Below are 25,598 nucleotides of genomic sequence, written 5' to 3' on the forward strand. Positions count from 1 at the left end.
GATGGTTAACAAAAATAGTGGACGTTAATAATAGGGTTTATAATGCCTACGAGTCAAACTGCTGTTTGCCATTACGGACAAACGGTAGCTTCAGAACACGCACATCAACGAACTTGCCTTTGCCGCGCAGATCGACCTGAACGCTATCATCACCTGATACGCTGGCAGGCACACGGGCAATCGCAATTGAATTTTTTAGACTAGGGGAGAATGTACCACTGGTGATAATGCCAGTTTGCTCATTGTCCGTGCCTTGATTGATGGTGACTGTCATGCCTTCACGCAATACGCCGCGTGTCGTTAGCAACAAGCCAACTTGCTTCATGGCAGAGCTATTGTCTTTTGACTGTTGGCGTTTACTGACTAAAGCATCACGACCGACAAAATCACGATCGTCTTTTAACGCAAGTGTCCAGCCCATGTTGCACTCGTAAGGACTGACGTTGTCGTCCATGTCATGACCATAGAGGTTCATGCCAGCTTCCATACGCAAGGTATCACGCGCGCCAAGACCGGCAGGTTTTATGCCATTGGCTTTTAATTGCTCAAAAAACGCTGGTGCATCATCACCATGCATGATGACTTCGACGCCATCTTCACCGGTATAGCCAGTCCGAGCAACGAACCAATCTGTGCCTTCGATGTCTGTTAAATCAGCACCAACGAAAGGCTTAAGACCAGCTAAAGTATCTGCCCAGCTAGGTTTGGTTTGCGCGAGTTTTTCAACAGCGTTTGGTCCTTGCACCGCAATCATGGCAAGCTCTGGACGCTCAGTGATGCTGATGTCAAAACCTTCGGCGACTTTATCAAATTGCGCCATGTCTTTATCACGAGTAGCAGCGTTTGAGACGATACGATATTCAGTAGCGTCTTCGTTCATTAGGTAAACGATTAAGTCATCGATGACGCCACCTTGCTCGTTGAGCATGCCAGAATATAACGCTTTACCGACAGTTTTGAGTTTATTGACATCATTGGCCAGTAGCTTTTGTAGCCATGCTTTGGTATCGCTACCTGTGACATCAGCGACGACCATATGTGAGACATCAAACATACCAGCATCAGTACGCACCGCTTCGTGCTCTTCGATTTGCGAACCATAATGGATTGGTAATTCCCAACCAGAAAAATCCACCAGCTTGCCGTCACTATCAACGTGAGACTGATAAAGAGGGGTGCGTTTAGGGGCTGAAGTGTTGGCGCTTTGAGCAGTGTTATCTTGAGTAGTGGTCATAACAAATCCTTATGTGGACATCAGCTGCATTCGATAACCAGTCGTAAAAACAAGTATCAAAGTATGAGGGCTGATGTGCCTTATCATAGTAGCGAGAAGCAATATTGCAAGGTGCAAACATTGCAACCAAGGGTAGCACAGAAAAATAGCGCAATCCGCCAAACAGACGCTGAACGTCGGTTTAAGCAAAAGCCCTATCTGTCCTGTAACCTGAGATTTTCAACACGAACCATCATTGCACGTTTTTAAAAGCACTAGCCTTAAAAAACCAAATTAAATGATGTCGCATTTTCTCCCCTTCGGTGGGTAAGGCGTCGTCCGTCCTTACCGCTCTCCAGATTTGTTATGCCTTATGTTTGGGTGTGCTACGCAATTGACGGTAGACAGCGAAACAGTCGTGACATGTGTTTTTTCAGTCCTTTTACCTGAGCGATTGGCAGGGTGGATGCGCCTTCGGTGGTCAAGTAGCAATTATCAGCGCCAGCTCATTAATATGAACGCACTTGATATTTTGCTCAAGACTCTCTCCTGAAAAACGCTTTTATTATGAAAGGTTCACCGCGCTTTTACAAGTCATCTAGGCGATTAAAGTGAATAATTTTGGCAAAAATTATTTTTTGTGAGAATAATCAATACCGTATCGATAAGTAAAGCGTTTTACGGTTGGTAGGCAGTAGTCAATTTAGCATGAATGCCTATTGCAAAACGTAAAGCGACTACTGATATTCACCCAAAATATGCTAATCTATGGCGATAGTTTCTGATAGGTCATTATTATGCATTGTGATATTTATAAATTCCCCAAACATAACGATATGTATGTCTATATTGCCCGTCCTGATTATCCTGATGATACCGACGAGATTAAAGATTGGCTTGGCGTATTACCAAAAGATTTCCGTGCCAGTTTAGGGCGCAGTAAATTTGTGATGCACTTGGACTTAGCCAATACGCCGACGCTTGCGCGCGTTGATAAAGCAGAAGTACTGGCAAAATTACAGTCGCAAGGGTATTTTGTACAAATGCCTCCGCAAGATGTGATGCGCCGCCAAGCGGAATTACGTGCACGTGAAGCACAAGACAATATTTATGATTAATGGGTATTTTTGAAGCGAGTTTTTAATCAGCTTCTTTTGGCTATGTTGCATGACAGCCAGCAAGAAAAAGTTTACGACACATTTGCGCTCATGCATTTTGGTAGAAAGTCGTGATAAACTAGCAGGCTATATGAGTGACAAGACAAAATGAGTGACAAGACAAAATGAGTGACAAGACAAAATGAGTGACAAGACAAAATGAGTGACAAGACAAAATGAGTGACAAGACAAAATGAGTGACAAGACAAAAGGTCATGTTTCAAGTGCTTATGTCTTAAGGGCTTTTGGCGATAATATATTCGATATTATGGTTCGTTGAAATAGCACACTGTCTATCGTTAAGCGCGTAAACGCGCTGCACAATTTATAAACGCAGGTAACTACACACGCATGGACTGGTTAAAAGGTATTATAAACAGCTTACCGCTGGAAGCCATTAGTGATATTCTCGGCGAAATTGCTATTTGGTGGGGACAGCTGGTAAAAGACGTGCCACCCGCAGACTTACCGATGTACGCGTATCTGGGTGGTGTCGTTATTGTGTTGGTATTGTGGTTGCTGGTCGCTCGTATGCTGCCGCGGCCGTTGGGCGGTATGAGTTGGATGATATTGTTTGCTGTGTTATTGGCACCAGGTACTGCCCTTGGCGATCCAAGTGTAATTGCCCCCGCTAGTATCGCCGTGGTTTATGCGATTATGATGAAGGACACGGCTGGCGCGATTACCAATATGCTGCCGATACTCGTGGTGTTAGTGGTCGGCTTGTTTGTGGGCTTCGTTTGGCAGCTTATTCGCGGTGCTTTTGAGTCAAGTCTAGACAAAGCGCGCAGTCGTACTGCAGAAGATACACAAGCGACCATGCAGCTGACGACTGGCAATTATTTGACAGAAGGCACGACTTTAACCGATCAAGCCACTGTTGCTGAACCGTCTAATAAAACGCCTTTAGCGGCTAACCCTAAAGCAGACGTTAGCTTAAAAAAAGACAGCAGTTTAGCTAAAAATCCTAATATGGAAAAGCTCGATAAGTAGTAAAGCAACATCAATAAAGTGCCATCAGTAAAGTGACGTCAGTAAAGTGATATTAAATTTTTGCTAGCGATGACTGGCTCTGTGCTTTAGGTTTATGGTGGCTACATAAAAGACGCTATCAATAAAAATACTGTGAATGAAAAGCACCATAAAAAAAGACACCATGCGTGTCTTTTTTTATGAAAAAACGTTTTATAACTGTGCCGACCAACCGTCAATAGGCGTTCAAGGCATCTATTATTTTTCAACAACTGCGAACGCATGAGTATTTTGGCAATCAATCATGCTGTGCTAATCTAAATGATTATTTATTTGCCATCAATTGCCTCTAAGCCTTTTCTGGCTCTTGACAGCCCTAATCTATAACAATAACTGAGACTTGATTATGACCACGACTGATAAAACGAAAAAAAGCTTTACTGGTACGCAAAACTATATTGCCACTGATGATTTGCAATTGGCAGTCAATGCAGCGATGACGCTACAAAAACCACTATTGATTAAAGGCGAGCCGGGCACCGGTAAGACATTATTGGCGGAGGAGGTCGCTGAAAGCTTAGGGATGCCGCTGATTACGTGGCACATCAAGTCAACCACCAAAGCCGAGCAAGGGTTGTATGAGTACGATGCCGTATCGCGCTTGCGTGACTCGCAACTGGGTGATGATAAGGTTTATGAGATTGGCAACTATATCAAGCCCGGTAAGCTATGGGAGGCATTTACCAGTAACGAGCGCAGTGTATTATTAATTGATGAAATTGATAAAGCCGATATCGAGTTCCCAAATGACTTGCTACATGAGCTTGATAAAATGTCTTTTTATGTCTATGAGACAGGCGAGACCATCACTGCTGCACAGCGTCCTGTGGTTATTATCACCTCAAACAATGAAAAAGAGTTGCCCGATGCTTTCTTGCGTCGTTGCTTCTTCCATTATATTGACTTCCCAGAAGAAGAAACCATGCGTCAAATCATCGACGTTCATTTCCCTAATATCCAAGAAAAACTGGTCAATGATGCGCTGGATATTTTTTATAAGCTGCGTAATGTCCAAGGGCTTAAAAAGCCACCATCAACGTCTGAGCTTGTCGATTGGTTAACGTTGCTACTGGCTGATGATATGGCGCAAGCAGAGTTGGAAGAAAACTTACGTGGTGAGAAGTCTATTCCACCGTTATATGGCGCGCTGCTCAAAAATGAAGCCGATGTGAGCTTGTTGCAACGCTTTGCTAATATAATGCGCCGTTAAACAACAGACTATTTTCAAAATGACGACACGCCCTAATAAAGCGGCTTCACTCGTCACCATATCAGCCAATAAGCGATGCGACTCTTATGTTTATCAAATTGTTCTATACCTTACGTACTTATGGTGTGCCAGTCAGTACGCGTGAGCTGCTTGACCTAAATGCCGCGTTAGATCAAGGGCTGATGATGCAGCCGCATCTTGAAAATCCAGAGCTGTCTACCTTTGCCAGTCGTGAGGATATGTACCGGCTGATTCGGCTTTGTATGGTCAAAGACGAACGCCATTTTGATAAATTCGATCGAGCAATGGCAGATTATTTCGAAGGCGTCGACAGCCTGGATATGGATGAGCTATTGGCTAAATTGACGGACATTCCTAAAGAGTGGCTTGACTTAAAGTTAGATCCAAAAAACCTAACCGAAGAGCAGCGCCGACTGCTCAAAAAATACGGCTCGTTAGAGGAGCTAATGAAAGCGCTTGAAGAACGACTTAAAGAGCAAAAAGAGCGTCATCAAGGCGGTAGTAAGTGGGTTGGTACAGGCGGTACATCGCCATTTGGTGCCTATGGTGACCATCCAGAAGGCGTGCGCGTTGGCGGTGAATCGCGTAAACGTAGCGCGGCTAAAGTCTGGGAGCAGCGTAAATACCGCAACCTTGATGATGACAGTCAGCTTGGTACCCGTCAAATTCAAATGGCACTACGAAACTTGCGCCAGTTTGCCCGTACCGGTAGCGCCGATGAGCTAGACATTCATGAGACTATTAAACGCACGGCAAAAAAAGGCGTGCTCGATATCCATATGCAAGCTGAGCGCCGTAATCGCGTCAAAGTACTAATGCTGTTCGATGTGGGCGGCAGTATGGATGTCCATGTTGAAGCCTTAGAAAAGCTATTTTCAGCGGCTAGAAATGAATTTAAAACCTTAGAGTTTTTTTACTTTCATAACTGTTTATATGACTATGTTTGGAAGGATAATAACCGTCGCCATAGTGCGCCGATGCCAACGTATGAGCTGCTCAATAAATACGGTCGTGAATATCGCGTTATCTTCGTCGGCGATGCGTCAATGTCGCCATATGAGCTGATGACAGTTGGTGGCAGCGTTGAATATATGAACAATGAGGCGGGTATTGTTTGGCTCAAGCGGGTGCTCGCGCATTTCGATAAAGTCGCTTGGCTCAATCCTGAAGATCCAGCGTACTGGCAATATACCCAAACTATCGTTGAAATTAAGAAACTATTCGACAATAAAATGTATCCGATGACCTTACATGGGGTAGAAGAGATGACCAATTATCTAGCACGTTAATTTTGACGTTTGGATAAAGATACGCCCTAACTTAAGAAACCTGTTAATCCCCATATTTTTTTATAGAAGCAGCCGTTATGACAGCATAGCGGCTGCTTTTTTATCGAAAATAATCAGTTTTGCAGTCATACGGCATTGGTATAAGCAGCAAAATATGATAACATTCATTTTAAATGAATCTTATAGAAGCGTTTTGACTGGTTCGGCGAAAAATTTGATGACAAGAATTTGATAATCGTTTGTAAAAATCAGTCGTCGTTGCTTATTTAAGCACTTCATTTTTCATATGTTAATCAACCAATCAATGTAATGAACTTATGCCATCTTCAACCATTTTAGTAGCAAGAAAGCGCGTGCAAGTACTACATTCAGTAGACTAGACGAGTTTGACGGTGCTCCTCATATGTTTTGGAATTGGTACTAATAAGAGAGACAGTATGGCTTCACCAAAGACTTTAGAAATCGTCACCGCAACTGTTCCCGTCCTTGAAGAGCATGGAACGGCAATCACCACGGTGTTTTATAAAAATATGTTTGAAGAGCATCCCGAGCTGTTGGACATCTTTAACGAAACCAATCAAAAATTGGGTCGTCAACAGACGGCTCTAGCAACGACCGTGTTAGCTGCTGCTAAACACTTGGATAAATTGGCGACGTTATTGCCACAGGTCACGCAAATCAGCCATAAGCATCGTGCTCTACAGATTTTGCCTGAGCATTATCCTATCGTTGGTAAGCATTTAATCGGTGCAATCAAGGAAGTGCTTGGCGAGGCTGCCAATGACGATATCATCGATGCTTGGACTGAAGCTTATGATGAGATTGCCTCAGTATTTATCCAGATTGAACATGGCATGTATGAGGAGGCGATGTGGCAGGGTTTTGCGCCTTTTGTAGTGACTAAAAAGGTAGCAGCTGCTACGGATATTGCGGCTTTTACAGTTGTACCAGCCAATGATAATGCAGAAAGTCATCAACAGATCGATCTGAGCAAATTGACTTTAACCGCAGGTCAGTACATCACAGTGAAAACAGATCCAAAAGACAGTGACCATGTTGCGCTACGTCATTACTCTTTGTACTCTGCTAGTACCGATGCAGGCATTCAGTTTGCGGTCAGACGCGATAACCGCAATGAGCATCATGGTTTGGTCTCTAACTATATGCACGACCAATTAGAAGTGGGTGACACGGTTTTATTATCAGCACCAGCAGGTGACTTTGCGCTCAATCAAGACTTGGTACAGCAAAATGAGATTCCGCTAGTATTGATGAGTGCGGGTGTTGGTGTAACCCCTGTGCTATCTATGTTGGAAGCACAAGTATTAGCCAATCCAAAACGACCTATTATCTGGGTTTATGCTTGCCAAAATGATGCGCATCACGCTTTCAATACTGAAGTGGAGACGCTGTTAGAAAAGGCTGAGACTGTAGAGAAGCATATTTTCTATTTTGAGTCTGGACAACTATTAGATGAAGCGTGGCTTGCTCAATTACCTAAGCCTGCTGATATTTATGTCTGTGGCTCGATGCCATTTATGGAAAGCATGATCGATGGGCTAGTGACGCTAGATCACGGTGTTGATAGCGTTCATTATGAACCGTTTGGTCCCAAGATGAGTTTGGGCGGTTAATTTTAGCTATTGTTAGCCATTAACTGTTGCTAATAATAAAAAAGCACTTGGATGACAAAGTCGTCTCAAGTGCTTTTTATTCAGTGCAATTTATCTTATTTTTATCACTATTTTAAAAATGGATACATCGCCTAATCTTTATTTTCAACCAATCCAACCATCACACCCATCTCTTTTTTATCATGCTTATCAATGCTGGGCGCATATAATGCCGACGCAATCCCGCCATCTAAAAACAGAGCATTCGGACAGTTTAAGTCATCGTTAAACAACGATGCAAATTGATAAAATGTCACTGGCTCATCGCTATTGACAAATTTTATGTGGCCGTCATCGCAAACACCTGCGCCATTACGAATCTTGAGTGAGGTGCTATCAGGATTAAACTGTGGATGTATCTCGTTATTGATAACCAACATAGGACCTGATTGGGTGGCATACCAAGGCTTCGCTTCGCCGCTGTTAAGCTGCTCGTTTAAGGCGTTGCTTTCTGTGATATGTACTTTTCCAACTTTATCCCACCACAGCACACCATTGGGCAATAAATGGAAATTGCCACCGCCTTCTTTAAGATTTAGCGATTTGATCTCTTCACCATCAATGATGGTATAACCAATCGGTGCATAATTTTCGTTATACATACCTGCATTCATAGCAAAGTTAAGTGCTTGATTGGAGGGCAATGTCGCTAATAACGTATCAAAGGTGAGTAACGATTTCGTACTATCAGGCTGCTGCCAAAATAATTTTAATGAGTAGCGACCATTCATTAAGGCTTGAGCATCAATGCTACAAACACTATAAGAAAATGGTGCATCCTGAGTCTGACACGACCATTTTTGTATCTCGCTGTCAGCAGCATCAGTGCTTATCGGTTGGCAAGCACTGACACTTAGCAAGAGTAGGGCGACTGCTCCTAAAGGTAAGGAAAGAGCGAAATTTGGCATCAATGATATATCTTTTATAGTATGGAGTGAGATATAAATAGTCAGGGCTCACGGATTTTTAATCGCTATTTCTTAATCGCTGCTAGGCGGAAATTCGCGAAAAGTATTGTTGACGTTGCCGATTAACTGCCCACCGCCAGTGATACTCGCAAAGTTACCAAGGTTCTGTTCCACCGATGTGGTGGTTTCTCTGCCTTTATCCCGTGAGTCTTTATTATAAGCAATGAGGGCGTCATCATTGGCTAAAAAGCTATCCGGGTTCGCCATGACCCACATCTGATTAAACACATCTGCGCGGGCGCTATTATTGAGTAGCGCTCCCTTATCTGTAAAATAAAAGAACTTCGATAATAGTTTTATCTGCCCATCATCGAGGCGGCGCGCGATATGATACGGTTGTAATTGGCTTGGGTGTTGTAAGCCGACCGCGCCAACGATACTGGCTAGGGATTTTAGGGTGTTTTTATGGAAGCTTGCGACGCGCTCAGCTTTGCTTGGTACATCCAGCGCTTTTTGACGATACGGGTCTTGGGTGGCAACGCCCGTCGGGCAAGTATTGGTATGGCACGAGCGTGACTGAATACAGCCAACAGCAAACATAAAGCCGCGCGCTGAATTACACCAGTCTGCACCCAAGGCAATCATACGGGCAATATCGAAACCAGAGACGATTTTACCGCTCACTCCAAGTTTGATTTTATCGCGAATGCCTGCGCCGACCAAAGTATTGTGTATTAATAAAAATCCTTCAACCATTGGCATGCCGACATTGTCCATGAATTCGACAGGAGCCGCACCAGTACCGCCTTCTGCGCCATCTATGACGATGAAATCAGGGTAGTTATCGGTTTCAATCATGGCTTTCACAATCGCCATAAACTGCCAAGGCTGACCAACACAAAGTTTGAAGCCCACAGGTTTGCCGCCTGACAACTCACGCAGTTGTTGCCAAAAAGCCACCAATTCTCGCGGGGTACTAAAGGCGGTATGCGACGAGGGCGACACACAATCTTGACCTGTCGGTACTTGACGGGTATCAGCGATTTCTTGGGTGATTTTCTCCGCGGGTAGCACGCCACCTTTACCAGGTTTTGCGCCTTGAGATAATTTGATTTCAATCATTTTTACTTGTGGATCAACCGCTTTTTCGGCAAAAGACTGCGGGTCAAAATTGCCACTATCATCACGGCAACCAAAATACCCTGTACCTAGCTCCCAAATCAAATCACCACCGAACTTGCGATGATAAGGGCTGATAGCCCCTTCACCCGTATCATGAGTAAAGCCGCCCATTTTTGCGCCTTGATTGAGCGCCATAATCGCGTTAGCCGATAAGCTGCCAAAGCTCATCGCCGAGATATTAAATACCGACATATCATGCGGCTGTTGACAACGCTCACCGCCAACCATAATACGAAAATCTTTGTTTTCTAGAGGTTGGCTAATCGCTGATTGTAAAAACCATTCTTTACCATTGGTGTATAAATTATCTAACGTACCAAAGGCATTGGTGTCGCTGACGTTCTTAGCACGTTGGTAAATTAGCGCCCGCTGCTGGCGTGAAAACGGTACTTGCTCTTTGTCATTTTCTAGTAAATATTGACGAATTTCAGGACGAAAATCTTCAAGCACATAACGAATATGTCCGGCAACGGGATAGTTTTTCAAAATAGCATGCTTTGATTGTATGACGTCATAAATCCCCAAGCATACCCCAAACCCACCGAGAATAATTAACCACCAATTTAGCAGTAGTAGACCTGCTAAAAATATCAAGATGGCAGCGCCAAAGGTACTATAACGCAGCAATAAGCCGACCAAATACGGAGAGTTGGTTTTAGGTTCAGGATTTAGATTGGTACGAGATTGGGGCATGGCTACACTCAACAGTAATACATAAATATTAAAAAGGTGACAATGATTTAAAGAGAGAGTAGGGAAAAAACCACTCCCTTATGACCATTATTGTTAGACACTGACAAAGCGCTCAGATTTATCGCCTACATCATACACATATGATATCACTGCATAGCAGTAATTGGGTAACAGAGTGCTACTGGTGATGTTGCTAGTGGCGTGATTTTAACAGACAACTTGTACCAAAGTTTTCTGCTCGTCGATCACTGTAAGCTGAATCTCAACGGGCAAAAATTGCTGAATGAGCCATGCTTGGGTTTCAGTGTGCTTACTAACGACACGCGAGGTAAACTCGCCACCGCCTGCTAACGCCAACGGTAAGAGTAATTGATCGGTTAAGTATTCATCGACCAGTGAGTCGGTGTTAAATACATAACGTTTGACTAAGCCTGATAAACGACAACCTATCTTTTCCGCTGAGCTGCGTTTTTCTCCTAGTAAAGTGAACACCTCGGCGTGATATTCTTCATGATTTTGGGTGTCAGAAACCTCATGAGTGACTTGTGCATAGCAGCTATTGCCTTCACCTATACCTTGCAATTTATGACTATGAGTGGTTATCAGCGTTTCATCAATTCCCGATTCGACCAATGATGCTTTTGCGCTGGCAAGCTCACGTTTGCAAATGTCGTACTCTAGATTGAGCACGCTCGCGACCAGCTCTATACCGATAAGCTTACCGCGTTTAGTCAGGTTAAATTGTGAAGCGCTTGCATGGCGCATAAATGGCGTTATCGTCGCTTTAATCATGCCGCCACCAATAGGCGCAAAGCCTGCTTGTACAAATTCGATACCCACGTGCATACCCAATTTCGCTAATGCAGGGACGAACGCTTGCTGCAAAAAGTCCGTGGTTGGCGCGAGTGGATTGTGCGTGCCCCCTTTTATTGTTACGGTAGATGGTGATGCTGAACCAGTATTGGAAAAAAGCAGGGCGGGTAAAAGCGTTTGTAGCACAAGACTGGTGCTGCCTGCTGATCCAATATCAAAATTATAATTGCCCGATTTCACTTTGCTTGGCGTAAAGGCGAACGCCATACTGCCCAAATGTGCGCCTGTCACGGTGGCATTTGATATTTGCTGCGAGGCTTGTACACACATCAAGTGCTGACGCATCAATCCTGATTTGGCTCGCCCAGCGCGGATATTAAACATTTCAATGGGTATACCTGTCAACATCGATAATGATAGAGCGGTACGAATGATTTGTCCGCCACCTTCGCCAGTGCTGCCGTCGATTTTTAGGGTTTTGGGTTTTGTTTTAGTCATGATAAATGTCTTTATAGTTTGGACGACTATTGATTTGTGATGTTTTTAAAATAGACTCAATGAAATGCTTCCGATGCATTTTGGGTTGCATTAAAAATAAGATTGAAACCGATTGTCAGTGTCTGGTGATAAGGTCTAAATAGTGCTGTGTGATAAGTGACAGGTACGGGGCATGAAAAGTAAAAAAGACGTTTGCCCGCAACGTCAAGTAGCCACTGCAGTATTTGTTCAACCCCCTGTTGTGGAGTGCGGGGTCTTAACACTCGCCCAGTCGGTTCCAAAAGGGTGTTTTATAGTCATTTCTCTATAAAGTTGGTGATCTAAAATTAACTATTCTACTAAGTCGATTTGCCAGTTATTGGACTGAATCACAATATTGATTTGCCGCAGTTTCATGGCGATATCGTCGGCTTGCTTTTGTAAACTAGCCACCGATACCATGACATTGTATTTAATCTCACGATGGCTATAACGATCCGTTTCGGTATGCGTGGCGGCTATTGCATCGACCAATAGTTTATGGCGCATCTCTAAGGTGTCGCGCTCAATCAACAGCGTCAGCATCGATTGACCGTCATTGTTCTTAGCAATGGCATTGGTGCGGTGAATACGCTCGATCAACACGCTCAGCTCGGTGATGATTTGGCTGGCATCGACCATTAGGGCGTTTGGGTCTTCATTTGGCGTGTCACCTTCTTGGACTTTGACATTGCTACGAATGCGTCCTTTGATTTGTGCTAGCTTCTTTTGCATATCGCTACGGATAAGTAGGGCTTCTGCGAGTTTCATTTTGGTTCTCTCTTATTTTTTATAATCGTAATATATATGTTCTATGAAAGAAAATTGCCTTTGTCGTATTTGTTAATTTGAATAACTATTTTCTTTTGTTGATGACTAGCTATAATTCAACTATCCTACAAATTTAATAGATTGGAAATCTACAGTGATAAATAGAAGTCTTCAAAATATTATTCTTAAAAGTCTTGCCTTAACATATCCGAAGGAGATAGATATAATTGGCAAAGAAATTGTTGAAGCTTTTACAGAGTCCGATATTGTTAAAAACACTTTTTATCTTAGAGAGCATGGGCTTATTAATTTTAAACAATCTAAAACTGGGCTTGGAGATTGTCCAATTTCAATTGATGATGTAAGGTTAATTGTTATAACTCATAAAGGTATTGATTTTATAGAGAATGACGGTGGGCTTTCAGCAATATTAAACACTATCAATGTACAGTTTAAGGAAGATACTTTGAAAGCGCTATTATCAAGAGAAGTCAACAGTTCTGAAGATATAGATAGCAATCAAAAACAACGGATTCAGGAAGCAATCCGTGAAATGCCTGCAGAAATGCTTAAGTCTCTTTCAGAAGACTTAATAAGAACTTCTATAAATAACTCTCCAACTTTTATAGCTTTGCTCATGGGTTGGTTGCACATAGTGCAGTAAACTTATCTGTTAAAATTATTGGCCGTGAATGTGTAATAAGTAGTGAAAGTAGGCTGAGTTTTAACCCAGCTTTATAAATCTGCAAGTTCAAGATGTTGGGCTAAAGCTGTAGCCTACGACTAATACGTAAGGTATTTTCTTTTGTGCGAGGGACGAGCACCGAGCTAAGTTCTTAATGAAAACAAAATTATGAAAAGCATATGTAGCAGTATTTAAAGAACTCAAATGTTGAGGCCATGCTTTTTAAGCTTTTGCTTTTTCTAATTCCAGCCAAGCACAGCTTGGCTCTTGCGAAGCTAAAAAGATTCCCTAAACCTTTTATTAAAGCATCTCACCCCTTAACACAAACCACCTGACGCAGTGTATGCACCACTTCTACCAAATCGCTTTGTGCTTGCATTACGTCATCAATATTTTTATAAGCCGCTGGAATCTCATCAATTACATCCGCGTCCTTTCGGCATTCTACGCCCGCAGTCTGTGCAATTTGATCGGCGACTGTAAATACCTTTTTCGCCTCGGTACGTGACATGATACGACCTGCACCATGGGAGCAAGAGCAAAACGATTCTTCGTTCCCTTTACCGCGCACGATGAATGATTTGGCACCCATTGACCCTGGAATAATTCCGTATTCACCAACGCGGGCACGTACCGCACCTTTGCGGGTCACAAATACTTCTTCGCCGTAATGTTGCTCTTTTTCTACATAGTTATGATGACAGTTCACCGCTTTTACGGCTGCATCAAACGGCTTAGGTATGATATGGCGTAGGGCTTTGACGGCTTTTTCCATCATGATTTCGCGGTTTTTAAAAGCAAAACGCTGCGCCCAACCAACCGCAAACCAATAATCATCGAAATGCTCTGTACCTTCGGCAAAGTAAGCCAAATCTTTATCTGGCAAGTTGATAAACCACTTGCGCATGTCCTCACGTGCCAGCTCAATAAAGTAGCGACCAATGGCATTACCCACACCGCGTGAGCCTGAGTGCAGCATGATCCAAACTTGGTTGGTTTCATCAAGGCACACCTCGACGAAATGGTTACCCGTACCCAGCGTACCCAAATGGTTAAGGTTATTGGTGTTTTTTAGGCGAGGATGCTTTTGGGTTATATAGTTAAAGTCATCAACCAGCGTTCCCCAACCGTTCATGACGGTGTCGTCAGGGTTCGCCCACGCGCCAACATCACGGCGTGATCCGCGACCCCGCGTTTTACTACGACCATGTGGAATGGCTTTTTCAAGCTCCGTACGCAGACCAAGCAAACTGTCTGGCAAATCGTTTGCGGTTAGGGTGGTTTGTACGGCCATCATTCCGCAGCCAATATCGACACCAACGGCAGCCGGAATGATCGCTTCTTTGGTTGGCAATACCGTACCGATAGTCGCGCCAATCCCAACGTGTACATCGGGCATCACCGCAAGCCATTTATATACAAATGGCATTTTTGATGCTTTGATCAATTGGTCGTGCGCTTTTGGATCGACAGGCACGCCCTTAGTCCAGAGTCTAATCGGCGTTCCACCGTCTTGAATGATGTTATGAGTGGTTGGTTGCATGTTGTATTCCTTAGCGTTGCAAAGTTTGTTTATTATTGAAGATAATTCTTACTTTATATAATGCTAAGGACATGCCAAGTTTTTAAGATATTCAGTATTTAGTCATAAGTAATTGATAATAAATGGTTTAATTTTTGTATTTTTTTCGAATAAAAATATTTATTTAACCATGGGCTAAAAATATATAGAAATATATCTAACTAGATAGAAAATAATATACTATTTATTAATGATAATCAGCGATAAGTAATATTATGAACAGTGATTCGAACAACAAAACTGCCGTCATCGGCTTCCTCGGCACTACTTTAGACAATGGCTTTAATGACAAGCGTTGGCAGCGTTGGCGACCAACCGTCAGTTTAGGCCTGCATGATGAGTTGCTCGTCGATGAGCTGCATATCTTATATAGCAAGCGCGATAAGCGGCTGTTTAAAATTATTAAAGATGACATGGCGAAAGTCAGTCCGAACACTACCGTTATTGGTCATCATGTGGCTTTGATTAGCCCGTGGGATTTTGCCGATGTTTATGCTGAGCTGTATGATTTTGCCGCAGGGTTTGATTTTCAGGATAGTACCGATTACTTATTGCATTTGACCACAGGTACGCACGTGGCGCAAATTTGTTGGTTTTTGTTGGTAGAGGCGGGCTTTATTCCCGCAGATTTGATTCAGACTTCCCCTTGCCCAAGACCTGACCAAGCCGATCCGCAAGGTCGCTATCAAGTAATCGATCTAGACGTCTCACGCTATGATGGCTTGCGCGCGCGCTTTGAAGCAGAAAAGCAGCAACATTGGCAAACCTTGCAAGCTAATCTAGTTACCCAAAACGCTGCTTATCAAAAGCTCATCTCCGATATCGAAAAGGTGGCCACACGCTCGACTGCACCCATACTGCTAATGGGCGCAACAGGGGCAGGAAAGTCGCAACTGGCAGGCCAAATCTACGCGCTCAAAAAAGCCAAAGCTAACAGCACGCAAGGCAAAAACACGCTTGAAAAATTTGTTGAGGTAAACTGCGCCACGTTGCGTGGTGACACTGCCATGAGTGTGCTATTCGGTCATGTCAAAGGCGCATTTACGGGCGCTGCGACAAGTCGTGATGGGCTACTAAAATCAGCTGATGGTGGATTATTATTCTTAGATGAAATCGGTGAGCTGGGGCTTGATGAGCAAGCGATGCTATTGACCGCACTAGAGGAGCAGCGTTTTTATCCGCTCGGTAGTGATGCACCGATTAGCGTGTCGTTTCAACTAATGGCAGGCACCAATAAAGACTTGCGGCAAGCGGTCGCTAATGGTGAGTTTCGAGCGGATTTATTTGCGCGTCTCAATACGTGGACTTTCTTTTTGCCATCACTCAAAGATAGGTTGGAAGATTTACCTGCCAATATCGATTACGAGCTAGCGCGCTTGGGTAGTGAACAGCAGCAGCATTATCGATTTGCCCCAGAGGCAAGGCAGCGTTATGAAAGCTTTGCGATGAGTCAGGATGCGACATGGCAAGGGAACTTTCGTGATTTGACGGCCAGTATGATTCGCCTGACCACGCTAGCTGAAAGTAAAGTCATTCGCAATGATGATGTGCAAGCGGAGATTGATCGCTTAACACATCTTTGGGAGCTGCCTGACAGTTTGAGTGGCTCGAATAGTTTAATTAATGACAATAAAGGCAATAAAAATAGCCCAAGCGATAATAACCCTGATACTAGTTTAGATAGCGAAACTGTTGAGCAGGGTAGCCATAATATTTTAAGAAGATATCTCGATGAAGACATGCTGACAACTATTGATCCGTTTGATGTGGTGCAACTGGCGTATGTGATTGAGATTTGTATTAACCACAAAAACCAAGCGGCGGCGGGGCGCTATCTGTATGCCAACTCACGCGATAAGCTAAAAAGCCCTAATGATAGCGATAGATTGCGTAAGTATCTAATGAAGTTTGGGCTGAGGTTTGATGGGTTAAAATGAAGCATCTTTCATAAGACAAAACCTATCAACTAAGCCAAGATGCTCGTACTATAGATTTATCATTTGTTCTCTTTTAAACACCACTACCAATCCGCTCAGCCAACGCCTGCAATTTTGGCACAATCATCGCTGCATATTCTTCTGATTCCCAGTTGGCACTTGGCACACTGGCATTGAGCGAATACGCATATTGCCCAGTCGCAACATCAAAGACACCAACGGCCACTGCCAATATATCAGTAGAGAACTCACCATCTGATACCGTATAGCCATGCTCTGCATAGTGCGCTGCAGCGCTGGCTAGGGCGGTTTGCGCATGGTGATATTCTTCAGCAGACAAATTTTCTTTTAGATTGCTAATGATAACTGCCTGTCTTGCTGGCGAGCTAGCCGCATAAAAAGCGCGTCCAATCGCAGTACGGTCGACGGGCACTGCCGAGCCAACTTGCAAATTGACTGATAAGCGAGCAGGGCTACGACAACAAGCGTGATAGCGCATTTCTCCTTCGACTTCGGTTGCTAAATTCACTGATACTTCATTCTCACTAGCGAACTGCCGCAGTAATGGCTCAGCCGCTGCGACCATATCGTGGCGACTCCATGCGGTAGCACTTAGACGTACAGCACTACTGCCTAGTCGATACTGCCCGTGCTCGGTCATGCGTAAAAATCCAAGCGTTATCAATGTGTGAATCAGGCGAGTGATGGTCGCTTTTGGTAGGGTAGTCATCTGACATAACTGCTGATGACTGAGCCGCTCGTACTGCTCAAAGGCCGCTAACAGAGTCAGTCCGCGCCCTAATGCAGTGACAAACTGACGATCATTATTGTCTTTACTTTGTTCAAGAATGGTGCTCATTCGATCGAGTAATGGCAGAGCTGCCGATACATTTTTTGTCATTTTATGCTCATTTTTCTTGATAAAGGTTTACAGCGCGGTAAAACTTTGTTTTAATAGATTTAAATTATGAAACTAAGTTTCGCACAGCGGAAATAGTAAGTCAATAAATTATTAAGTTAATTTATTCATTAATTACTAATCGTCGGTCAGGATGACTGATATCAAGGAGATCCACATGGCAACATCTACGCGTCCAAGTTTCGATTGGGAAGACCCATTTTTATTACGTGACCAGTTGACTGATGAAGAGCGCATGGTCACGGACAGCGCTCGTCAATTTTTTCAAAAAGAGCTGATGCCGGGTATCGTTGAAGCCAATCGTCATGAGAATTTTGACCGTAATATCATGCGTCAAATGGGTGAAATGGGTTTGCTGGGTGTCACGATTGAAGGCTATGGCTGTGCTGGTTTATCGAGCGTTGCCTATGGTTTGATTGCCAAGGAAGTGGAAGCCGTTGATTCGGGCTACCGTTCAGCGATGAGCGTACAGTCAAGCTTGGTTATGCATCCTATTTGGGCGTACGGTACTGAAGAGCAGAGAGAGCGTTATTTGCCTAAGCTTGCTTCGGGTGAGTACGTAGGATGCTTTGGTTTGACTGAGCCAGACTCTGGGTCAGATCCTTCATCAATGTCGACGCGTGCGCGCGCAGTGGATGGCGGTTATGAGTTGACGGGTAATAAAATGTGGATTACCAACAGTCCTATCGCTGACGTGTTTGTCGTGTGGGCCAAAGATGATGCTGGCGAAATTCGCGGTTTTGTTTTAGACAAAGGTATGAAAGGCTTATCAGCACCGAAAATTGAAGGTAAGTTTTCACTGCGTGCCTCAGTCACGGGTGAAATCGTTATGGACAAGGTGTTTGTCCCTGAAGCCAATGCTTTCCCAGATATCCGTGGTCTAAAAGGGCCGTTTGGTTGCTTAAATAAAGCCCGTTATGGTATCGCATGGGGTTCGATGGGTGCGGCTGAGTTCTGCTGGAAAGCGGCTCGTCAATACACGTTAGATCGTAAGCAGTTTGGTCGTCCGCTCGCCGCAACGCAGCTGGTACAGTTGAAGCTTGCTAATATGCAGACAGAAATCACGTTAGGTCTACAAGCCGCGCTACGTGTGGGTCGTCTGATGGATGAAGACAATGCCGCACCTGAGATGATTTCACTGATTAAGCGTAATAACTGCGGTAAGGCGCTGGATATCGCGCGTATTGCTCGTGATATGCATGGCGGTAACGGTATCTCTGATGAGTTCCACATTATCCGTCATGTGATGAACCTAGAAGCGGTTAATACCTATGAAGGTACGCACGATATTCATGCGCTCATCTTAGGTCGTGCGCAGACAGGCATTCAAGCGTTTTATTAATTAATGCTGGTGAATAAGTGCGAGTCAGTTTTTAGGCTATCAACGTACGTTACTGTTTGGTTTTGTGATAAGCAGTAGCGTACTTTTTCAGTTGTTATCCATCATTTATGTGCCAAAAAAATAAATGATAAATGACAATTTTATTGTCAAAAAATCAAAGAATATGCCACACAATAAGGGATTGTTATGACGGATATGGCAAATGGTGCATTACACGGTATCAAGGTGCTCGACTTATCGAGAGTATTGGCCGGTCCTTCTTGTACACAAGTACTTGCAGATTTGGGTGCTGAAGTCATCAAGGTTGAGCGTCCGCATATTGGTGATGAAACACGCCATTGGGCACCGCCAGTATTCAGCGATGATACCTCCGCTTATTACGCCACCATTAACCGCAATAAAAAATCCCTCACTGTCGATATCACCACTGATGCAGGGCAGGCCATCATTAAGAAACTGGCCATTGATAGTGATATCTTGGTAGAAAATTTCAAAGTGGGTGGTTTAAAAAAATACGGCTTGGATTATGACAGTCTAAAACAACACAATCCGCGCCTGATTTATGCGTCATTGACAGGGTTTGGTCAGACAGGGCCAGATGCCGCGCGCCCCGGTTACGATTATATTATTCAAGGGTTGTCAGGACTGATGAGTATCACGGGTCCGAGTGATGGTGAACCGCATAAAGTTGGCGTCGCAGTGGTCGATTTGTTTGCCGGGTTGCAGCTGACGATTGGTATTCAAGCGGCTTTGATTGCTCGTGAGACTACTAGGTTAGGGCAACAGGTAGACGTAGCGCTATTCGACAGTGCGCTGGCAATGCTAGCCAATGTGGGTATGAACCATTTGGCATCAGGTAAAATCCCGCCCAGATTGGGCAATCAGCATCCAAACATTGTGCCTTATCAAGTGTTTGCTGGTCAGGGGGATGCGCACTTTATCTTAGCGTGTGGGAATGATAGTCAGTTTGCCAAACTTTGTGATGTTCTTGCAGTTGATTGGCATACCGATGAGCGCTTTATGACCAATCCACAACGCGTTGCTCATCGTGAGCTGCTGTGTGGCGAATTGAGCAAAAAGTTTGCCGAGCAACCTCGTACTTATTGGTTAGAAGTTTTAGATCAAGCAGGTATTCCGTGCGGAGCAATTCATAATATCGCTGAGGCCTTGGCGATGCCACAAGCAAAAGCGCGCGAAATGATTGTCGATTTTGCCACGCAAGGCAGTCCGGTAAGAGCACTTGGCAATCCTATCAAGTTATCCGCATCACCCGTCACTTATCGTACGCCACCACCACAATTGAGCGAGCATACCGATAGTACGCTTGCTGATTTGGGCTATGACAGCGACATGATAGACAAGCTTAAAGCCGATGGGATTGTTTAGTTAGGCATCAAAAAAAGCGCCATTGGAAAAAATGTTAAACAAAGGAATGTTAAGCATGAAGATATACAGCCATGAAAACCTAAGCCTGCACAGACCACTAACTTATTTCTCTTATGGAAAGATGCATGAGCCGTTAGAGATACCAGAGCGTATGGTTGAGTTCTTAAAAGCACCAGCAGCTTTAGGGTTAGAGGTGACGACAGCTACAGATATTGGCATTGGGCCTATATTGGCGGTTCATGATTTCGGTTATGTTGAGTTTCTCAAGCATGGCTATGATCAATGGATGGCAGTTGAAGAAGATCTAGGCGCGCAGGTACAGACGGGGATTTTTGTACCGTATGACAATTCCGGTATCGGTATCATGGCAAAAGCGGCGAAGTATCAAGCCGATGATAGTGCACCTATCAGCGAGCATTCTTGGACGTCCATTTATTGGTCGGCACAGACTGCACTCAATGCGGCTGAAGCATTGCTGAACGATGATTTATCAGATACCGAGCGTGCCGAAAGTCATATACAGCTTTGCTTCTCACGGCCGCCTGGTCATCATGCTCGCAAAAGCGCCGCTGGCGGATTTTGCTATCTAAATAACGCCGCCATCATCGCCGAACATCTTCGGCAAAAATACGAAAAAATCGCCATTATCGATACGGATATGCATCACGGACAAGGTATTCAAGAGATATTTTATGATCGCAGCGATATTCTTTATACCTCGATTCACGGTGACCCCGTTAACTTTTATCCCGCAGTGACAGGGCATGCGTTTGAAAGGGGCACAGGCGTGGGCGAAGGCTATAACATTAACTTCCCGATGCCACATGGCACCGATGAAGCTGGGTTTTTTGAGTATGTTGACAAATCTATTGAAGCGATAACGCTATTTGACCCTGATGTCATTGTGCATGTCTTAGGTTTTGATGTTTACGAGAACGACCCAGAAGCGAGATGTGCGGTGAGTACGCAAGGATTTAAAATATTGGCACAAAAGATAAAGGCGCTAAACAAACCACTGATTGTTTTAGTCGAGGGCGGTTATTACTTGCAAAAGCTCAATGACAATTTGCAAGCATTTTTATCAGGGCTTATTTCAGAAGATTAACAGTTATCATCAAAATAACTGAAAGAGTTTGAAGTAAACAAGAAACTAGCAGCGTTTTAACTTGATTTATTATCGATAAAACCCAAACGCTGCTCAATTTGCTCGGCCAATTCAATCAGAACAGCACTGACCTCAGCACGCTTGGATTCATACTCACCTTGTAAAAAGCTAACCGCCATACCGGCAACGGCATTGCCGGATGCATTGCGAATATAAGTGCCTAAGCAATACATACCCTCGCGCAGTTGCCCATCGTCGAGGGAGATACGACTGTCTTGAATAGCCGCCAGCTCAGTGGATAAATCGGTAAAGTTATCGACACCGTGTTGGGTAATAGGCGTAGGGAACCCGCTGGCATAGATAGATTTTATACTGTCCATAGAAAAGGTTGAGAGCATGGCTTTGCCCGTGGCAGAGAATACTGCTGGTACGCGAACACCAGCGCGAAAGGTAAAGCCAAGCGGGGCAGGCGCTTCATGACAGGCTAAAAACACCACTTCACCTAAATCAAGCTTAGATAAGGTGACTGTATGTTGAAGAAGAATCGCATACTGGACAATGAGGTCTTTAAATAATTGGATGACGCCTTGCTGCTGCTCATACTTACCTGCCCAATACATCAAATAAGAGCCTAAATGAAAGCGGCTATCGCTGTCTTTATAAATGACATGCTTGGTCAAAAGACTTTGCAAAATATTGTGGGTTGAGCTACGTGGTAGATTGAGCTCTTTAGCAATATGAGCTGCGGTTAAAGGCTGTGAGCTATCAGTAATTAAATCTAAAATCTGAAAGGTTTTGTCCAAGGCAGGAACGGCAGTTGAGCTCATAAGGAACCTATAAAAGTCAGTAGAATTGAGACAATATAAAAATAACGCGATAAATCATCATTAAAATGAGAATAGGGGTTGCAAATGGCTGGCTATCATTCTTATAATGATGTCTCATATATAGAATAGATGTTCAGTATATTGAACACTTAACAAGTTATCAATAATTATTTAAATCATAACCTTCTATTGATTGTTATTCACTTATCGCTATAAATCTGCGAATCCTATTTGCAAACCTCAATTGACAAGGAGCGTCACAATGTCACAACTGTCACAGTCTACGCTACAGCTATCGAACCCAGATCTACTTAAACAGCAGTGTTTCATCAAAGATGGCTGGCATGCCGCTAGTGATGACTCGACTATTGATGTGAGCAATCCTTTCAACGGCGATATCATCGGTACGGTACCAAGCCTAACGACCGACGATGTGAACGACGCGGTTACCGCCTCTCATGAAGCCCAGATCCTTTGGGCAGCCAAAACCCCGAAAGAGCGTGCTGAGCTACTACAAAAGTGGGCAGACCTCATCGATGCCAATAAAGAAGACTTGGCTATCATTATGACCGCTGAGCAAGGCAAACCTCTAAACGAGTCGCGCGGTGAAGTGGGCTATGCCAATAGCTTTATCCGCTGGTTTGCCGAAGAAGGCAAGCGTGTTTATGGCGATGTTATCCCTGCCAATCAGTCACAACTGCGCCATGTCGTCTTAAAGCAGCCCGTTGGCGTTTGCGCGGCGATCACGCCTTGGAATTTCCCAGCGGCAATGATTACTCGTAAAGCCGCGCCAGCATTGGCAGCAGGCTGTACGATGATTATCAAACCTGCGACTGAAACGCCATTTTCTGCATTAGCACTGGCTGCCTTGGCTGAACAAGCAGGTATTCCCGCAGGCGTTATCCAAGTAGTGACGGGCAAATCATCAACCATCGGCGATATCCTAACGGGCGATGTACGCATTCATAAGCTTTCATTCACAGGCTCTACCGAAGTCGGTCGTACCTTGATGGCTCAATGTGCGACAACCATCAAAAAACTGTCATTAGAGCTGGGCGGTAATGCGCCATTTATCGTCTTTGATGACGCTGATCTGGAAAAAGCAGCTGAAGGCTTAATCGCCTCTAAATATCGTAACGCTGGTCAAACTTGTGTTTGTGCCAACCGTGTCTATGTGCAAGACAGCATTAAAGATGAATTTTTAGATGTGTTTGTGAAAAAAGTCGCTGAGCTAAATGTCGGTAACGGTATGGATGAAGGCGTAGATATTGGTCCTTTGATTAATCAAAAGGCGCTAGAAAAAGTGCAAGCGCTACTTAAAGATGCTTTAGACAAAGGCGCGACGCTTATCGCTGGCGGCAGCACCAATGACGCCTCAGAGCTGACTTACAATCCAACGGTCATTACCGATATCAGTGCTGAGATGGATATCGCGCACGAAGAAATCTTTGGCCCTATTGCGACTATCTTTACCTTTAAAGATGAAGCAGACGTTATTCGTCAGGCCAACGATACTATCTACGGCTTGGCTGCCTATTTCTACAGTGGCAATTATGCACGTTCATGGCGCGTCACTGAAGGTCTTGAATACGGCATTATTGGTCATAATACGGGTCTGATTTCTACCGAGGTCGCCCCATTTGGCGGTGTCAAGCAGTCTGGATTCGGCCGCGAAGGCTCAAAATACGGCATCGAAGAATATGTCGTGACCAAATACTGGTGCTCTGACGTCAGCTAATCGTTTAGCGACATACGCTCTCTTTTAAGGTTTTAATTGTTACACCGTATCGAACGGGATTCAGCACCATGAATCCCCTCTATAGCTAGCAACTAGCAATTAATAATTGTTAACTATTAGATAAACCATTCCTCAAAACCGCCATTCAATCATTGGCACTTATGTTAAAAATAAAGAAAAGGACATTCCTATGACGACTACCAATAAATCACTACTTGAGCGCCGTAAAGCTGTGTTACCAACAGGACTTGGCGTTGCTTATCCCATCTTTGCAGAAAAAGCCAAAAACTCAGAAGTTTGGGACGTTGAAGGCAATCGTTATATTGACTTCGTTGGTGGTATCTCAGTACTGAATACTGGTCACAGCCATCCAAAAATTACCCAGCGCGTGCATGAGCAACTTGACAAGTTTACCCATACTGCGGCGCAAATGATCAACTATGAATGCTATGTAGATCTTGCCGAAAAACTTTGTGAAAAAGCACCTATCAGCGGTGAGAAAAAAGCATTCTTTTTAACCACTGGTGCAGAAGCGGTCGAAAACTGTATCAAGATTGCTCGTGCGAAAACTGGTCGCCCAGGCATCATCTCTTTCGTTGGTGGTTGGCATGGTCGTACTTTAATGTGCATGAGTTTGACAGGTAAAGTGCTGCCGTACAAAAAGAACTTTGGTCCAATGCCAGGCTCTGTATTCCATGCGCTATTCCCAGCTGAAGAGTTGAATGTCACAGAAGCACAAGCGCTGCATAGCCTTGAGATGATTTTTCAAGCGGATATCGATCCTAGCGAAGTGGCAGCGATGATTATCGAGCCAGTACAAGGCGAGGGCGGTTTCCATCAAGTCACCCCATCATTTGCCAAGTCTTTACGCGATATCTGCGACGAGCATGGCATTGTCTTGATTTTTGATGAAGTGCAATGTGGTTTTGCCCGTACGGGTACGTTGTTTGCCACCGAGCAGTTGGGCGTTGAGCCAGATCTAATGACCAGTGCCAAGAGCTTGGCGGGTGGTTATCCTATCTCTGCGGTTATCGGTCGCGCCGATATCATGGATGCACCGCAGGTAGGCGGTTTGGGCGGTACATATTCTGGTAATCCACTGGCTTGTGTGGCTGCACTCGCTGTCATGGAAGTCATCGAAGAAGAAAACTTACTTGAGCGCAGTATTGAGATTGGCGACAAAATCGAAGCTTTCTTAAAGGGCTTAAACTTAAGCAACATCGGTCATATTCGTCATAAAGGCGCGATGCTCGCGTTTGAACTAATCGATAATGATGGCAAGCCTGATGTGGAAGCGACAACTAACCTAAAAGCAAAGTCATTTGAGCAAGGTTTATTATTAGCATCTTGCGGTATGTATGGCAACGCCATTCGCGTGATGGTGCCATTGACGGTTGAAGATGAAGTGCTCCAAGAAGGCCTAGATATTATCAAAGGTATCCTAACTGCTTAATAAGTATTCAGTATTTATTTATAGTGAAATACATCACTTTTAATCAAGCCTCGATCTTGGTTAAAAGGCTATCTTTAATAGCACAGCAAGATTGCCCATATGGCACTCGCTTTGAGTACATTTTTTACAACGGCGCCTTGCAAGTC

Annotated in this window: 20 protein-coding genes and 2 riboswitches; of the genes, 12 read left to right on the forward strand and 8 right to left on the reverse strand. The window is 44.1% G+C overall.

The features are described 5' to 3' along the window. Window positions 1-46: 46 nt before the first annotated feature. Complete coding sequence (gene gcvT, locus ACP69U_RS07810; RefSeq protein WP_314884732.1) at window positions 47-1,234, reverse strand: glycine cleavage system aminomethyltransferase GcvT; 1,188 nt, start codon at window positions 1,232-1,234, stop codon at window positions 47-49. Between the two features lie 188 nt (window positions 1,235-1,422). Next, a riboswitch (glycine riboswitch) is annotated at window positions 1,423-1,582 on the reverse strand. 55 nt (window positions 1,583-1,637) lie between these two features. Then, window positions 1,638-1,775, reverse strand: a riboswitch (glycine riboswitch). Between the two features lie 235 nt (window positions 1,776-2,010). Between gcvT and ACP69U_RS07815 the strand changes: the two genes are divergently transcribed. From ACP69U_RS07815 to ACP69U_RS07835, 5 genes are all read left to right on the forward strand, one after another. After that, window positions 2,011-2,331: a YcgL domain-containing protein gene (locus ACP69U_RS07815; protein ID WP_045451381.1), complete on the forward strand. Its 321-nt coding sequence runs from the start codon at window positions 2,011-2,013 to the stop codon at window positions 2,329-2,331. A gap of 390 nt (window positions 2,332-2,721) precedes the next feature. Beyond that, a complete protein-coding gene (locus tag ACP69U_RS07820; protein WP_201581610.1) occupies window positions 2,722-3,363 on the forward strand; it encodes a hypothetical protein in 642 nt (213 codons plus the stop codon). 385 nt (window positions 3,364-3,748) lie between these two features. Then, window positions 3,749-4,612 (forward strand): AAA family ATPase, encoded by an 864-nt coding sequence (locus ACP69U_RS07825; protein ID WP_270896942.1) that lies wholly within the window; start codon window positions 3,749-3,751, stop codon window positions 4,610-4,612. Window positions 4,613-4,698: 86 nt separating this feature from the next. Continuing rightward, window positions 4,699-5,922 (forward strand): vWA domain-containing protein, encoded by a 1,224-nt coding sequence (locus ACP69U_RS07830; protein WP_314884725.1) that lies wholly within the window; start codon window positions 4,699-4,701, stop codon window positions 5,920-5,922. Window positions 5,923-6,359: 437 nt separating this feature from the next. After that, window positions 6,360-7,556, forward strand: coding sequence for a globin domain-containing protein (locus ACP69U_RS07835; RefSeq protein WP_314884724.1), 1,197 nt, complete (start codon window positions 6,360-6,362; stop codon window positions 7,554-7,556). Window positions 7,557-7,687: 131 nt separating this feature from the next. Here the strand turns inward: ACP69U_RS07835 and ACP69U_RS07840 are convergent, their stop codons facing one another. From ACP69U_RS07840 to ACP69U_RS07855, 4 genes are all read right to left on the reverse strand, one after another. Further along, on the reverse strand, window positions 7,688-8,503 hold the full coding sequence (locus ACP69U_RS07840; protein ID WP_426138249.1) for a phosphodiester glycosidase family protein: 816 nt from the start codon (window positions 8,501-8,503) through the stop codon (window positions 7,688-7,690). 72 nt (window positions 8,504-8,575) lie between these two features. Then, window positions 8,576-10,378: an FMN-binding glutamate synthase family protein gene (locus ACP69U_RS07845; protein WP_314884722.1), complete on the reverse strand. Its 1,803-nt coding sequence runs from the start codon at window positions 10,376-10,378 to the stop codon at window positions 8,576-8,578. Window positions 10,379-10,585: 207 nt separating this feature from the next. Further along, window positions 10,586-11,689, reverse strand: a complete 1,104-nt coding sequence (gene rtcA, locus ACP69U_RS07850; RefSeq protein ID WP_314884721.1) for an RNA 3'-terminal phosphate cyclase — start codon at window positions 11,687-11,689, stop codon at window positions 10,586-10,588. Between the two features lie 330 nt (window positions 11,690-12,019). Next, on the reverse strand, window positions 12,020-12,478 hold the full coding sequence (locus ACP69U_RS07855; RefSeq protein WP_087813740.1) for a DIP1984 family protein: 459 nt from the start codon (window positions 12,476-12,478) through the stop codon (window positions 12,020-12,022). Window positions 12,479-12,632: 154 nt separating this feature from the next. On the opposite strand from ACP69U_RS07855, the gene ACP69U_RS07860 reads away from it, so the two are divergent. Continuing rightward, the gene (locus ACP69U_RS07860; protein WP_087813741.1) at window positions 12,633-13,142 is read left to right on the forward strand and encodes a hypothetical protein; all 510 of its coding nucleotides are present in this window, start codon (window positions 12,633-12,635) and stop codon (window positions 13,140-13,142) included. Window positions 13,143-13,473: 331 nt separating this feature from the next. Here ACP69U_RS07860 and ACP69U_RS07865 read toward each other — a convergent pair whose 3' ends face one another. Continuing rightward, entirely contained in the window at window positions 13,474-14,706 is a 1,233-nt protein-coding gene (locus ACP69U_RS07865) for an RtcB family protein (protein WP_109590863.1), read from the reverse strand. A gap of 254 nt (window positions 14,707-14,960) precedes the next feature. On the opposite strand from ACP69U_RS07865, the gene rtcR reads away from it, so the two are divergent. After that, a complete protein-coding gene (rtcR, locus tag ACP69U_RS07870) occupies window positions 14,961-16,682 on the forward strand; it encodes an RNA repair transcriptional activator RtcR (RefSeq protein WP_314884719.1) in 1,722 nt (573 codons plus the stop codon). A 73-nt stretch (window positions 16,683-16,755) separates the two neighbouring features. On the opposite strand, the gene ACP69U_RS07875 is transcribed toward rtcR, so the two are convergent. Beyond that, on the reverse strand, window positions 16,756-17,583 hold the full coding sequence (locus ACP69U_RS07875) for an IclR family transcriptional regulator (RefSeq protein WP_314884718.1): 828 nt from the start codon (window positions 17,581-17,583) through the stop codon (window positions 16,756-16,758). A gap of 175 nt (window positions 17,584-17,758) precedes the next feature. On the opposite strand from ACP69U_RS07875, the gene ACP69U_RS07880 reads away from it, so the two are divergent. The 3 genes from ACP69U_RS07880 (at window position 17,759) to ACP69U_RS07890 (ending at window position 21,434) form a co-directional block, all read left to right on the forward strand. Beyond that, window positions 17,759-18,943 carry an acyl-CoA dehydrogenase gene (locus ACP69U_RS07880; protein WP_314884717.1) on the forward strand — a complete coding sequence of 395 codons (1,185 nt, stop codon included), beginning with the start codon at window positions 17,759-17,761 and terminating at the stop codon, window positions 18,941-18,943. Between the two features lie 186 nt (window positions 18,944-19,129). Next, entirely contained in the window at window positions 19,130-20,329 is a 1,200-nt protein-coding gene (locus tag ACP69U_RS07885; RefSeq protein WP_314884716.1) for a CaiB/BaiF CoA-transferase family protein, read from the forward strand. A 55-nt stretch (window positions 20,330-20,384) separates the two neighbouring features. Beyond that, window positions 20,385-21,434, forward strand: coding sequence for a histone deacetylase family protein (locus ACP69U_RS07890; protein WP_426138250.1), 1,050 nt, complete (start codon window positions 20,385-20,387; stop codon window positions 21,432-21,434). Window positions 21,435-21,490: 56 nt separating this feature from the next. On the opposite strand, the gene ACP69U_RS07895 is transcribed toward ACP69U_RS07890, so the two are convergent. After that, a complete protein-coding gene (locus ACP69U_RS07895; protein ID WP_426138251.1) occupies window positions 21,491-22,261 on the reverse strand; it encodes an IclR family transcriptional regulator in 771 nt (256 codons plus the stop codon). A gap of 262 nt (window positions 22,262-22,523) precedes the next feature. Here ACP69U_RS07895 and ACP69U_RS07900 point away from each other — a divergent pair, with 262 nt between their 5' ends. Continuing rightward, complete coding sequence (locus ACP69U_RS07900; RefSeq protein ID WP_314884712.1) at window positions 22,524-23,999, forward strand: NAD-dependent succinate-semialdehyde dehydrogenase; 1,476 nt, start codon at window positions 22,524-22,526, stop codon at window positions 23,997-23,999. Window positions 24,000-24,189: 190 nt separating this feature from the next. After that, window positions 24,190-25,452, forward strand: a complete 1,263-nt coding sequence (gabT, locus tag ACP69U_RS07905; RefSeq protein WP_426138252.1) for a 4-aminobutyrate--2-oxoglutarate transaminase — start codon at window positions 24,190-24,192, stop codon at window positions 25,450-25,452. Window positions 25,453-25,598: the final 146 nt, after the last annotated feature.

Source organism: Psychrobacter sp. TWR1-1-1 (assembly GCF_049895865.1).
GTDB classification, from domain to species: Bacteria; Pseudomonadota; Gammaproteobacteria; order Pseudomonadales; family Moraxellaceae; genus Psychrobacter; species Psychrobacter immobilis_A.

Coding starts and splice junctions, on each gene's coding strand:
- gcvT (WP_314884732.1), bottom strand. CDS start 1,234: ATGACCACTACTCAAGATAACACTGCTCAAAGCGCCAACACTTCAGCC.
- ACP69U_RS07815 (WP_045451381.1), top strand. CDS start 2,011: ATGCATTGTGATATTTATAAATTCCCCAAACATAACGATATGTATGTC.
- ACP69U_RS07820 (WP_201581610.1), top strand. CDS start 2,722: ATGGACTGGTTAAAAGGTATTATAAACAGCTTACCGCTGGAAGCCATT.
- ACP69U_RS07825 (WP_270896942.1), top strand. CDS start 3,749: ATGACCACGACTGATAAAACGAAAAAAAGCTTTACTGGTACGCAAAAC.
- ACP69U_RS07830 (WP_314884725.1), top strand. CDS start 4,699: ATGTTTATCAAATTGTTCTATACCTTACGTACTTATGGTGTGCCAGTC.
- ACP69U_RS07835 (WP_314884724.1), top strand. CDS start 6,360: ATGGCTTCACCAAAGACTTTAGAAATCGTCACCGCAACTGTTCCCGTC.
- ACP69U_RS07840 (WP_426138249.1), bottom strand. CDS start 8,503: ATGCCAAATTTCGCTCTTTCCTTACCTTTAGGAGCAGTCGCCCTACTC.
- ACP69U_RS07845 (WP_314884722.1), bottom strand. CDS start 10,378: ATGCCCCAATCTCGTACCAATCTAAATCCTGAACCTAAAACCAACTCT.
- rtcA (WP_314884721.1), bottom strand. CDS start 11,689: ATGACTAAAACAAAACCCAAAACCCTAAAAATCGACGGCAGCACTGGC.
- ACP69U_RS07855 (WP_087813740.1), bottom strand. CDS start 12,478: ATGAAACTCGCAGAAGCCCTACTTATCCGTAGCGATATGCAAAAGAAG.
- ACP69U_RS07865 (WP_109590863.1), bottom strand. CDS start 14,706: ATGCAACCAACCACTCATAACATCATTCAAGACGGTGGAACGCCGATT.
- rtcR (WP_314884719.1), top strand. CDS start 14,961: ATGAACAGTGATTCGAACAACAAAACTGCCGTCATCGGCTTCCTCGGC.
- ACP69U_RS07875 (WP_314884718.1), bottom strand. CDS start 17,583: ATGACAAAAAATGTATCGGCAGCTCTGCCATTACTCGATCGAATGAGC.
- ACP69U_RS07880 (WP_314884717.1), top strand. CDS start 17,759: ATGGCAACATCTACGCGTCCAAGTTTCGATTGGGAAGACCCATTTTTA.
- ACP69U_RS07885 (WP_314884716.1), top strand. CDS start 19,130: ATGACGGATATGGCAAATGGTGCATTACACGGTATCAAGGTGCTCGAC.
- ACP69U_RS07890 (WP_426138250.1), top strand. CDS start 20,385: ATGAAGATATACAGCCATGAAAACCTAAGCCTGCACAGACCACTAACT.
- ACP69U_RS07895 (WP_426138251.1), bottom strand. CDS start 22,261: ATGAGCTCAACTGCCGTTCCTGCCTTGGACAAAACCTTTCAGATTTTA.
- ACP69U_RS07900 (WP_314884712.1), top strand. CDS start 22,524: ATGTCACAACTGTCACAGTCTACGCTACAGCTATCGAACCCAGATCTA.
- gabT (WP_426138252.1), top strand. CDS start 24,190: ATGACGACTACCAATAAATCACTACTTGAGCGCCGTAAAGCTGTGTTA.